The sequence below is a fragment of the Brachybacterium sp. p3-SID957 genome, assembly GCF_025144775.1.
Classification (GTDB): domain Bacteria; phylum Actinomycetota; class Actinomycetes; order Actinomycetales; family Dermabacteraceae; genus Brachybacterium; species Brachybacterium epidermidis.
Window position 1 is genome coordinate 69,862 of record NZ_JALXKT010000006.1, and the last position, 11,278, is coordinate 81,139.

The 11,278-nt window shown below is 69.2% G+C and carries 8 protein-coding genes; 2 read left to right on the forward strand and 6 right to left on the reverse strand.

All coding sequences use genetic code 11. From position 1 onward, the window contains the following. Positions 1 to 34: 34 nt before the first annotated feature. The 3 genes from dnaE to M3B01_RS02455 all read right to left on the reverse strand — a co-directional run bounded on the left by dnaE (position 35) and on the right by M3B01_RS02455 (position 6,477). Complete coding sequence (dnaE, locus tag M3B01_RS02445; protein WP_259789238.1) at positions 35 to 3,601, reverse strand: DNA polymerase III subunit alpha; 3,567 nt, start codon at positions 3,599 to 3,601, stop codon at positions 35 to 37. A 57-nt stretch (positions 3,602 to 3,658) separates the two neighbouring features. Then, positions 3,659 to 5,287, reverse strand: a complete 1,629-nt coding sequence (locus M3B01_RS02450; RefSeq protein ID WP_259789239.1) for a hypothetical protein — start codon at positions 5,285 to 5,287, stop codon at positions 3,659 to 3,661. 296 nt (positions 5,288 to 5,583) lie between these two features. Next, a complete protein-coding gene (locus M3B01_RS02455; protein WP_259789240.1) occupies positions 5,584 to 6,477 on the reverse strand; it encodes an alpha/beta hydrolase in 894 nt (297 codons plus the stop codon). Between the two features lie 259 nt (positions 6,478 to 6,736). On the opposite strand from M3B01_RS02455, the gene M3B01_RS02460 reads away from it, so the two are divergent. Beyond that, on the forward strand, positions 6,737 to 8,410 hold the full coding sequence (locus M3B01_RS02460; protein WP_259789241.1) for an HNH endonuclease signature motif containing protein: 1,674 nt from the start codon (positions 6,737 to 6,739) through the stop codon (positions 8,408 to 8,410). On the opposite strand, the gene M3B01_RS02465 is transcribed toward M3B01_RS02460, so the two are convergent. Continuing rightward, complete coding sequence (locus tag M3B01_RS02465) at positions 8,404 to 9,156, reverse strand: hypothetical protein (RefSeq protein ID WP_259789242.1); 753 nt, start codon at positions 9,154 to 9,156, stop codon at positions 8,404 to 8,406. The two genes, M3B01_RS02460 and M3B01_RS02465, sit on opposite strands and share 7 nt — an antisense overlap. Positions 9,157 to 9,188: 32 nt before the next feature. Between M3B01_RS02465 and M3B01_RS02470 the strand changes: the two genes are divergently transcribed. Continuing rightward, positions 9,189 to 9,797: a GNAT family N-acetyltransferase gene (locus M3B01_RS02470; RefSeq protein WP_259789243.1), complete on the forward strand. Its 609-nt coding sequence runs from the start codon at positions 9,189 to 9,191 to the stop codon at positions 9,795 to 9,797. Positions 9,798 to 9,807: 10 nt separating this feature from the next. On the opposite strand, the gene M3B01_RS02475 is transcribed toward M3B01_RS02470, so the two are convergent. Beyond that, the gene (locus M3B01_RS02475; RefSeq protein WP_259789244.1) at positions 9,808 to 10,734 is read right to left on the reverse strand and encodes an RluA family pseudouridine synthase; all 927 of its coding nucleotides are present in this window, start codon (positions 10,732 to 10,734) and stop codon (positions 9,808 to 9,810) included. After that, the coding region (gene lspA, locus M3B01_RS02480) for a signal peptidase II (RefSeq protein WP_396123325.1) at positions 10,731 to 11,278 on the reverse strand (548 nt) is incomplete at its 5' end. The genes M3B01_RS02475 and lspA, both read right to left, overlap by 4 nt.

The following is an 11,278-nucleotide window of genomic DNA, read 5'->3' on the forward strand; positions in this document are numbered from 1 at the left end:
ATCGCCCTGCGCCGCTCATCGCTGCGGGCCCGCATCACTGCAGACAGCTCGGCCCCAGCAGCGCCTTCAGGGACGCGTACAGTGCGGCCGAGGGAGTCACCGAGAGCCGCTTGTCCAGCTGCATCAGGGTGGCCCGACCGGGCTCGCGCAGCTTGACGCGCACCTCGCTGGAGCCGGGGTTGTCCTCGAGCACCTCCCGCAGCTGCTCGGCGACCGAGGTGGTGGCCCGCATCGAGGGCAGGGAAATCACGACCGGCCCGTCGGGCCCTCCCCCGGTGTCCGGGATGGTCATCTCCATCACCCGCAGCTCGGGCATCCCCTTGGAGGTGTCCACGCGGCCCTTCATGGAGACCACCAGGTCCTCGGCGAGCTCCGTGGCGACGGTCTGGTAGGTGGAGGGGAACAGCAGGCAGTCGATGGAGCCCTCGAGGTCCTCCACCGTGGCGATCGCCCACATGTCGCCCTTCTTGGTGGTCTTGCGGGCCAGTGTGGTGATCAGCCCAGCGATGGTGACCATGGCGCCGTCCTCCACGGCCCCGTCGTCGGCGAGTGCGCTGATGGAGGTGCTCGAGTTCTGTGCGATCACGTGCTCGAGCCCGTACAGCGGGTGGTCCGAGACGTACAGGCCCAGCATGGTCCGCTCGAAGGCGAGCTTCTCCTTGCGGTCCCACTCCGGCAGCTCCGGGATGGTGATGGTCGCCGCGGAGCCCGAGGAGGCGCCGTCCTGCCCGCCGCCGGCGAACATGTCGGCGAACAAGTCGTACTGGCCCTGGGCCTCCTTGCGCTTGACGTCCACCACGGCGTCGACCGCGTCCTCGTGCACCAGCACCAGGGAGCGGCGGTTGGCGCCCAGGGAGTCGAACGCCCCGCCCTTGATCAAGGACTCGATGGTGCGCTTGTTGCACACCGTCAGGGAGACCTTGTCCAGGAAGTCGGTGAAGGAGGTGAAGTCGCCCTTCTCCTTGCGCGCCTTGATGATCTCCTCCACCACGTTGTGGCCCACGTTGCGGATCGCGGACAGCCCGAAGCGGATGTCGCTGCCGACGGCGGAGAAGTACATGTCGGACTCGTTGACGTCCGGTGGCAGCACTGTGATGCCACGGTGTCGGCAGTCACCCAGGTACAGGCCCAGCCGGTCGCGGTTCTCCTGCGTGGAGGTGAGCAGCGCGGCCATGTACTCGGTGGGGTAGTTCGCCTTGAGGTACGCGGTCCAGTAGGAGACCACGCCGTAGGCGGCGGAGTGGGACTTGTTGAACGCGTAGTCGGCGAAGGGCAGCAAGGTCTCCCACAGGGCGTCGACCGCCCCCTTGGAGTAGCCCTTCTCCTTCATGCCGGCCTCGAAGGAGACGAACTGCTTGTCCAGCTCGGCCTTCTTCTTCTTGCCCATCGCGCGGCGCAGGATGTCGGCCTGTCCCAGGCTGTACCCGGCGACCTTCTGCGCCGTCTGCATCACCTGCTCCTGGTAGACCAGCACGCCGTAGGTCTCCCCCAGGATCTCCGCCAGCGGCTCCTCCAGCTCGGGGTGGATCGGAGTGATCTCCTGCAGGCCGTTCTTGCGCAGCGCGTAGTTGGTGTGGGAGCCCATGCCCATCGGACCGGGGCGGTACAGCGCCGAGACGGCGGTGATGTCGCCGAACTTGTCGGGCTTCATCTGCCGCAGCAGGGTGCGCATGCCGGAGCCGTCCAGCTGGAACACCCCGAGCGTGTCACCGCGCTGCATCAGCTCGTAGGTGGCCGGGTCCTCGAAGCCCAGGGTCTCCAGATCCGGCGGGGTCTTGCCGTTGCGCTCGATGTTGACCAGCGCATCGGAGATCACGGTGAGGTTCCGCAGGCCCAGGAAGTCCATCTTCAGCAGGCCCAGGGTCTCGCACGTGGGGTAGTCGAACTGGGTGATGATCTGGCCGTCGGAGGGGCGGCGCATCATCGGGATGATGTCCATCAGCGGCTCGCTGGACATGATCACCGCGCAGGCATGCACGCCCCACCCTCGGGTGAGGCCCTCGACGCCCTTGGCGATGTCGAACACCTTCTGGACGTCCGGCTCCTCGTCGTGGAGGCGGCGGAACTCGCCGGCCTCCGCGTACCGCTTGTGCTCGGGGTCGAAGATGCCCGACAGCGGGATGTCCTTGCCCATCACGGTGGGCGGCAGCGCCTTGGAGAGCCGGTCTCCCATCGCGTAGGGGTAGCCCAGCACGCGAGCGGCGTCCTTGAGGGAGTTCTTGGTCTTCATCACGCCGTAGGTGATGACCTGGGCGACGCGGTCGTCGCCGTACTTGCGCTCCACGTACTCGATGACCTCGCCGCGGCGGCGGTCGTCGAAGTCGACGTCGAAGTCGGGCATGGAGACGCGGTCGGGGTTGAGGAACCGCTCGAACAGCAGCCCGTGCTCGAGGGGGTCGAGATCGGTGATGCGCATGGCGTAGGCGACCATGGATCCCGCACCGGAGCCACGGCCCGGACCCACGCGGATGCCGTTCTCCTTGGCCCACTTGATGAAGTCGGAGACGACCAGGAAGTAGCCGGGGAACCCCATCTGGGTGATCACCTCGACCTCGTACTTCGCGCGGCGCGTGACCTCGTCGGGGATGCCACCGGGGTAGCGGTACTCCAGTCCCCGCTGGACCTCCTTGACGAACCAGGAGTGCTCGTCCTCCCCGGGCGGGGTGGGGAACACCGGCATGAAGTTGGCGCCCTCACCGGTGGTGGTGAACTGCACGTCGCACATCTCGGCCACGCGCAGGGTGTTGTCGCAGGCCTCCGGCATCTCCCGGAACAGCTCGCGCATCTGCTGGGCGGACTTCAGGTAGTAGCCGGAGCCGTCGAACTTGAAGCGGCCGGGGGTGTCGAAGGTGGAGCCCGAGTTGATGCACAGCAGGGCGTCCTGGATCTTCGCATCGGCCTCGGTGACGTAGTGGAGGTCGTTGGTGGCCAGCAGCGGCGCACCGATCTCCTTCGACAGGGCGATGAGGTCCTTGGTCACGCGCTGCTCGAGGGTGAGCCCGTGGTCCATCAGCTCGACGAAGTAGTTCTCCTTGCCGAAGATGTCCTGGTACTCGCCTGCCGCCTTGATGGCCTCGTCCCACTGGCCCAGGCGGATGCGGGTCTGGATCTCACCGGAGGGGCACCCCGTGGAGGCGATCAGCCCGCTGCCGTACTTCGCGAGGATCTCCCGGTCCATCCGGGGCCACTTGCCCATCTGCCCGTCCAGGGACGCGGACGACGCCAGGCGGAACAGGTTGTGCATGCCCTCGGTGGTGCGCGAGAGCAGGGTGAGGTGGGTGTAGGCACCGCGGGCGGAGACGTCGTCCCCGGCCTCCTGCTGCTGCTTGGTGCCCCATTGCACGCGGGTGCGGTCATGTCGGCTGGTGCCGGGGGTCACGTAGGCCTCGACGCCGATGATCGGCTTGATGCCCGCGGCGGTGGCCTCGCGGTAGAACTCGTAGGCGCCGAACACGTAGCCGTGGTCCGTGATGGCGATCGCCTTCTGGCCCTGACGTGCGGTCTCGGCCACCAGTTTGTCGATCTTCGCGGCCCCGTCCAGCAGGGAGTAGTCGGTGTGACAGTGGAGGTGGACGAAGTCCTGGGAGTCCGCGGAAGCCATGCGTTCCAGGGTAGTCCGGGGCACCGACCGACGCGCCGGTGGGCGGGGTCATGGTGGTCACCCCGGCGGGTCGGCGCGCTCACCTCGAAGGACGCTCCTGGCAGCGTCCAACGGGTCCGCGGGGAGCTTCGCCTCCTCCCAGCAGCGGACGAGGGTCGGTACATGGCGAGGATCGGGATCACGGCGGAACTGGTCGAGCAGGAACCGCTGGGCATCAGCACTGAGGCCGCTCTTGCCGAGCGCCACCGCGACGTCGTGGACACCGAGGACTCTCAGCCGTTCCTGGGTGTGAGCACGCTCGTGGATCTCGATGACATCACTGGCGTACTCGCTGCTCCCGTACGAGTGCCGATCGTCCCTGACCTCGGCGAGCAAGGGCTGGCGATCGACCGACCAGTCCACCGCCCCTCGGTCCGCGGCGACCCGGGTCACTGCGAGCTGCGCCTGCGATGACCATCGACGGGCCCGATGGAAGAACTCGGCGAAGGTGGCTCCGCTCCATCGGCGCAGGGCTTTCTCCAGCGCGTCGACATCGCGCATGCGCAAGGCCAGATCCGCAGCCAGCCGCTGCAGTCTGTCGAGCCGCGCATGCACCAGTTCTGCTGGTGAACGACCGATGTCGGAGAACCGCTGGTCGACGAAAATCCCGTCACCCATCGGGTCGATGTCCAGGGGGAAGGGAGCAGCCGTGTCCCTTCGGACGGGTCCTGAGCCCTCGTGCGAGGCCATGTCGATGTCGATGAGATCGAGGAGAGCCTCGATCCGCCGCTCGACCTCCGAAGCGGCGAGTTCACACAGTCGCCGGTCCCAGTGCCCGATGACCAGCGGCATGATGGGGATCTGCGGGCTCGGGTGCTTCTCCTCGAGCCCGATGACGGTGCGGATGAATCGTTCAGGCTGTCCACTGCCTGGTCGCGCAGCACGGGGCACGAGGCGGCTCGCCAGATCGATGGCGACACCGAAGGCACGATCGTGCCGATTCCACTGATCGAGGCCGGATCGTATTCGTGTGACAGCGAGCAGAGCTGCGTCGAACGACGCGGCCGAGTCGCTGCGGATGCCGCCCTGGAGAAGGTCGGACACCTGCACTGCGGCATTCATGCTGTCCGGAGGGAGGTCTGCCTCTCCGTCCTCCCCCAGCCACGATGCGACCCGTTCGCGCAGGCACCTCTCGACCTGCGTCGGCGTGGCATGACGAAGGAGCCAGCCATGGAGGTCGTACGCCTCCGGTGCCAGGCCGATGCTCGCTAGTCCCTCATCGACGTACGCGTTGATGGAGAGCTCGTCGCCAGGATCACGCTCCCATGCTCGTGCCGCGAGGGCGTCCCGTGCACGCTCCAGATCCGCGAACGGCACTGCGTCGTCATGCACGTCGGTGATCGCTGCCTGCGGATCCGGTTCGCGGTCCGCGAGCCACCGCGCCACGACCGCGGCAGCGTGAACACAGAACGGGGCCAGTGCCGAGCCACCGTCGTATGAGTGGCCGCACGTGCATCGGAAAGGGCTCCCCCAGTACCGGCCCATGCGCACCACGCGATCAGGGTCGGAGTGGACCACACCTTCGAGCGGCATGAGACCGTGCTCGTGGTCCAGAAGATCCACTCCGCGTGCCAGGATGCACGCCTCGGTCAACTGCGCCGCGGGCACCGTGTGCGTGAGGTCGGCCAGGACCATGGGAGAGCTCATGGATGGATCATCGGGCAGGGGTGTGACAGAAGAACGCGACTCGGCGGTCGCCCGCCCGGGGAAGCACCTGCTCATCCACGGTGATCGTCAGGCTGGCCATGCTCCTGTGCAGCGCGGGTCCCATGGAGCACGGGTTCGGCCCAGCGGTGGCCTCCCGTCGGGCAGGACGACGGAGATCCGGTCGAGGCCGACGTGCCCATGACCGGCCACCCTGGGGCAGCAGTACCCGTCGGCCCAGAGAGTTTCGTATCGCGCAGGCCCGGACCGCGGAGCGGCCCACGAAGGCCCGCCGGGCATCACCCCTCCTCGGCCAGCAGGAACCGTGCCACCTGGTCGATGTAGCCGGGGCGGTCCGCGAAGTAGGAACCGCAGTGGTCGGCCCCCTCGGTGAGCACCAGCCGTGCCGACGCTCCGGCGGCCCGCGCCAGGCGGTGTGCGTGCTCGACCGGGATCACCGAGTCCTCGGTGCCATGGAACATCAGCAGGGGGCGGGGCTCGATGCGGCTGATCGCCTCGATCGGCCGCACCTGGGAGAAGCCGTAGCCGTAGCGGTGTCGGGTGGCGAGGTCCACGAGGTGCGCGAAGGCGCCCGGCACCCTGAGCGAGGCGGCGGCGGCTGCGACCACGCCGTGCATGTCGGCGAAGGAGGAATCGGCGACCACGCGGGAGACGGTCGGATCCTCGGCCGCCACCAGGATCGACACGGCCGCCCCCATGGAGAAGCCCAGCAGGTCGATCCGGGCGTCGGGCCGGCGGGTCCTGGCGAATGCGATGGCGGCGCGCAGATCCTGCTGCTCGTAGTGCCCGAGGGACTGCCGGCCGTCATCGGAGTCGCCGTTGCCGCGGAAGTCGAACAACAGCACGCTCGCGCCGGCGCGGTGCAGCCCGGTGCCGATGCCCAGCATCTGCGACTTGTCGCCGCGAAAGCCGTGGCTGGCGATCACCACGTGCTCACTGCGCTCAGCTCCCGGGGCGTCGAGCCACCATCCCCGGATCGTGGTCCCGTCGGCCGCGGTGAAGTCGACAGCCTCGCTGTCCACGCCGAGCTCGAAGGGCGTGAAGGTGTAGGGCAGGTCGGGACGGCGGGGCCCGTTGAGCTGCCGGGCGGCCAGCAGGGCGGCTCCACCGGCGAGCGCCGTGGCCCCCGCTCCGGTCAGCGCGGCGGCGATCAGTGGTGCGTTGCGTGGCATGGATCGCAGTCTAGGCACGGCGGCAGGCACGGCTCCGGCTCGTGTGGATACGTGCGGGGCCTCGGTGGCCGACCCGTTATCCACAGAATGTGGAAAAACATGCATTGTGGAGGAACCCGGATCTGCATTGTCCACCCTTTTATCCACGGCCTTCCACATATTTCGAACGTCCTTTCGATTGTCGGTGATGGCGCCTACTCTTGGACCATCAGCACAGCCGAGGAATTCCCGGCCGCGACATCCACCGAAAGGGGGAACGATGACCCAGGTCAGCGATGGTTCCGTGCCGAAGCCGCGGGGTCGCGCCGTTGCGCGTTCCCGCCCCGGTGCGCCACGCCCGCGCAAGCCCGGGATCCGAGGATCACGGCGTCCGCTCACGCGGGAGACCCTCCCTTCAGAAGCTTTCGTCGACGAGGCCGGGGCGGAGGCGGAGAAGCTCCGGGAGCTGTGGGATCTGGGCCTGGCCGAGTCACGGCAGCTGGCCGCGAAGCTCCGTCTCGCGGCGCGTCACTGGCCCGCCGGCGATCCGGAGGATCCGGATCTGCGCGACGAGGCGGATCTGATGGTGTCTCAGGCCCTGCGCTGCAGCATCCATCACGCATCCCGGCTGCTGGAGGATGCTCACACCGCCGTCACACATCTGCCGCGACTGCTGGCACGTCTCGAGGCCGCTGAGCTGCCGGCGCGCTGGTTCACCGTCGTGCTGCGTCGCGCCGGTGGTCTGCGCGAGGCGGCACTGCACGAGCTCGACGAATCCATCGCCAGCTGGGAGCTCGCGGTCGATGAGGGGCGCTTCCGTCGCGAGCTCGGTGCCCTGGTGCGCTGGCTCAGCGATCAGCAGGAGGCCGCTCAACGCTCACGCCCTCAGCGCAGTGTGGACATCCTCCCGCCCGATGAGGACGGCACCGCCTGCCTGCAGGTCATCGGTCCCGCACCGGAGATCCTCGCCCTGGGGCGCCGACTGGACTCCGCGGCCCGCGCGATCCAGCGAGCTCAGCGTCAGGCCCTGGAGAGCGGGCAGGAGATCCCCTTCGATGACGGCAGCGTCTCCGGGACCGCGAGGCCGCTCTCCCTCGCGGCGCTGCGCTACCGGGTTCTCACCGGTTCCGTGCTGGAGACGGGCACGGTCGAGGTCCCCCGTGAGCGGTTCCGCATCACCGTCACGGTCCCCGCGCTCAGCCTGCTGGGTGCGGCGGACGCACCCGGCATGCTCGACGGCATCCACCCCATCCCCGCGGAGATGGCGCGGGAGCTCGCCGGTGGGGAGAACACCTGGTACCGCGTGCTCACCGATCCGAGCACCGGTGCGTTCCTGCCCCTGCCGGCCGACCGCTACACCGCCAGGCCAGACATGCTCGAGCACCTGCGCCTGCGCCATCCCACCTGCGCCGTGCCCGGCTGCACCAGGCCCACGTCCTGGGCCAGCGAGATGGACCACATCGAAGAGTTCGACCACCGCGACCCCGCATCCGGCGGTCCCACCTCGATCGAGAACACGCACCTGCTGTGCTGGCGTCATCACCAGCTGAAGACGGCCGGCCTCATCGACCCCGTGCGCCGCAGTGCCGCCACGGCTGATCCGCTGGGCAGTTCACCTTCCGATCCGCCCTCCGGGTCACCTTCCGATCCACCCCCCAGGTCACCTTCCGATCCACCCTCCAGGTCACCTTCCGATCCGCCGGCCAAGTCACGCTCGGGTCCACCCAGCGGAGCACTCCACCCGGGCTCCACGTCCTGGGCGATCCGCGGGGGCCCTCCCGTCGACGCCATCGACGACACCGACATGGTCACGCCGTGGGTGGTCGATGCCTTCACCCAAATGTGGGACGAGGTGCAGCAGCGCATCGCCCGCCATCGCACCGCGATGACCGATGTCGAAACCGGAGAATCCACCGAGGGCACGGAGGAGCAGTACGGTCCGCCGCCCTACTGATCGTCCTGCTCCGCGGCGTCCTCCCGTCGCATGTCGGCCAGCAGCTGGTCCAGGTAGTCGTGCACGTCCTCGTAGCTGAGGTGGCGCTCATCGCGGCGCGGAGGGATCCCGCCCACGAACGCTCCACCGTGCCAGGCCATCGAATCATCCGGCAGGGACGGGTCGTCCGCACGCCACAGATCGAGCGGGATGTTGTGAGCGGCCAGGTCTCGGGCGATCTCATCGGCCTGGGCGGGGCTGCCGGAGCGCTGCAGCACGGAGACCAGCAGCGACTGCGCGGCCCATGCCGATGCCTCGTCATGCCCTGGTCCACCGTCCTCGCCGGGCTCCACGGACTCCTGCACCAGGGCGATGAAGCTGGCAGCGAGATCGTCGCGGCCGTCCTCGTAGTGGTCCTTCGCGACCCGCAGCGCGATGCGCGGCACGTACTGGCGCTGCTCCCACAGCACGGCCGCACCCACCAGTGCCATGCCCACACCGGTCGGGAAGTCCGGGTCCTGCGCGATGGGGTGCGCTGGGAGGCGCCCTGCGCGGCGATCATCGTCAGCTGCCAGGAAGTCCTCGCTGGCCGCTGCGATCGCGGCCCGCGCCGTGCCCTGGTCCCGGAGAGCCACCTCGGCACCAGTGGGTTCGATCCCCAGTCGCCGGGCCACGCGGGCGAAGGGGAACTCCGATCGGGACAGCGCGCGATCCTGGGGGACCGCCGGGATCAGAGGGGCCGAGGACGACGACTGCTTCTCGCTCATCCCACGACGCTACCGCGTGGCACACTCGGGCGATGCACACCATCCCGGCCGTCGCCCTCCGCCCCCTCACGAGCGCCGATGCCGCTGTCCTGGCCGACTGGGCCGCGGACGACACGTTCGTCGCTCATGCCGGCTGGACGCCGGGCTTGGCCTGGGACGAGCACGAGCGCTTCTGGCTCCGCCGCATCATCGCGGACCCGCCGCCCGAGCTGCTGCGCCTGGGCGTCGAGCACGAGGGGGCATTGATCGGCTACGTGGATCTGTATGGGACCCGGGCTGACGAGCGCGAGCTGGGGTACGTCATCGGACCGTCCACCCGCTGGGGGCAGGGACTGGGCAAGGCCGCGGCCCGAGCCGGCCTGGCGTACGGCTTCGACTCGCTGGCGCTGGCCTCGATATGGGCGGAGGCCCTGCCCCTGAACGCGCCCTCGGTGCGGATCCTGGAGGGGATCGGCATGCGGCACACCGGCCGCGGCGACGAGGCATCCTTCCTGGGGGTGAGGAGCCACTACGAGCAGTACCGCATCACCCGAGAGCAGTACGAGAAGATCCGGGCCGATCCGAGCACCGCAGATGCCCGAGCAGACCCGGGCACACCTGCTGCCCGACCCCCGCAGCAGAACCCCACCGCCCCCGGGTGACGGAGCGCGGTCAGCCCTCCCGCAGGGCCTCGAGCGCCTGCTGCAGGTCCTGCGGATACCGGGAGGTGAAGGTGACCGGTCGGCCCGTCACGGGGTGCACGAAGCCCAGCTCCATCGCGTGCAGCCACTGCCGGTTCAGCCCCAGGCGCTCCCCCAGCGTCGGGTCCGCGCCGTACATCGTGTCGCCCACCAGCGGGTGGTGCAGAGCGGAGAAGTGCACCCGGATCTGATGCGTGCGACCGGTCTCCAGCGAGATGCGCAGCAGAGTCGCGGCACGCAGCTCCTCCAGGGTCTCGTAGTGGGTGACCGAGTGCTTGCCCTCGTGTGTGACCGCGAACTTGTAGTCGTGGTGCGGTGACCGGCCGATGGGGGCCTCGATGGTGCCCCGGGGCTGATCGGGCCGACCCTGGCACACGGCGTGGTACGTCTTGTCCACCTCGCGGGCGCGGAAGGCATCCTTCAGGGTGGTGTAGGCGCGCTCCGTGCGGGCCACCACCATCAGTCCGCTGGTGCCCACGTCCAGCCGTGAGACGATCCCCTGCCGCTCCGGGTCCCCACTGGTGCGGATCGCCACCCCGGCCGCGGCGAGGTGCCCCAGCACGGTGGGCCCGGACCAGCCGGCACTGGGATGGGCAGCGACGCCGACGGGCTTGTCGATCACCACGATGTCGTCGTCCTGGTGCACCAGCGCCATCCCCTCGGCGATCTGCGGCCGCACCTCCACGGCCGGCCGCTCCTCCGGGATGGTCACCGAGAGCATCGCTCCTGCTTCCAGGCGGGTCGATCGAGCGGGCGTGGCGCCGTCGAGCTCGACGTGGCCGGCGTCCACGAGATCCGCGGCGCGGGAACGGGACAACCCCAGCATCCGCGACAGCCCGACGTCGATCCGCTCACCGGCCAGGCCGTCCGGCACCATCAGCACGCGGGAGGCGTTCATCGCTGGTCCTCGACGGGCTCGACGGGCTCCGCTGGGTCCGCGGGGACGCCGATCACTCCCAGCAGCACCACCAGGACGGCACCGCCCACCACGGCCATGTCGGCCACGTTGAACACCGGCCAGTTGGGCAGCTGCAGGAAGTCGACGACCTCGCCGCGGAACGGGCCGGGCGGGCGCAGCAGGCGATCATGGATGTTGCCCAGCGCCCCGCCCAGGATCAGGCCCATCGCCAGGGTGTACCACGGCGAGCGCACCGCCTTTACGGAGAACACGATCACCCCGATCGCGATCGCGATCTGCAGCGCCGTGACCACGGGTGTGATCTCCGAGCCCATGCCCCAGGCCGCGCCCGAGTTGTACAGCAGCGTCAGCTGCAGCACCTCCCCCAGGAAGGGCTGCGGGTCCAGCTCGTCCAGGTTCGCCTCTGCCCAGGTCTTGGAGACCTGGTCCAGCACGGCCAGCACGGCGGCAAGGACGCCCACGATCAGCAGCACCGTCCCCCGGCCGAGCCTGCGGGACCGTGACTGACGGCGACGAGCGCCGC